This is a genomic window from Pseudomonas sp. 30_B (assembly GCF_017491605.1).
In the GTDB taxonomy this organism is placed as follows: Bacteria; Pseudomonadota; Gammaproteobacteria; order Pseudomonadales; family Pseudomonadaceae; genus Pseudomonas.
In genome coordinates, this window is sequence record NZ_JAFGYY010000395.1 from 1 (window position 1) to 433 (window position 433).

Below are 433 nucleotides of genomic sequence, written 5' to 3' on the forward strand. Positions count from 1 at the left end.
CTCGTACTCGGCCTTCATCAGGATCACGCCGCCGCGCGGGCCGCGCAGGCTCTTGTGCGTCGTCGTCGTGACGAAATCCGCGTGCGGCACCGGGTTCGGATAGACACCCGCCGCGATCAGGCCCGCGTAGTGCGCCATGTCGACCATCAGGTACGCGCCCACTGCCTTGGCGATCTTCGCGAGGCGCTCGAAATCGATCTTCAGCGCGAACGCCGACGCGCCCGCGACGATCAGCTTCGGCTTGTGCTCGTGCGCGAGCTGCTCGGCCGCTTCGTAATCGATGTCTTCAGCCTCGTTCAGCCCGTAGCTCACGACGTTGAACCACTTGCCCGACATGTTCACCGGCGAGCCGTGCGTGAGGTGGCCGCCGTGCGCGAGGCTCATGCCCATGATCGTGTCGCCCGGCTTGAGCATCGCGAAGAACACGCCCTGG

The 433-nt window shown here is 66.1% G+C and carries 1 protein-coding gene; it reads right to left on the minus strand.

Annotation, left to right across the window (positions count from 1 at the left end):
- The coding region (locus J5M67_RS28835) for an aminotransferase class V-fold PLP-dependent enzyme (RefSeq protein WP_207888726.1) at positions 1 to 433 on the minus strand (433 nt) is incomplete at both ends.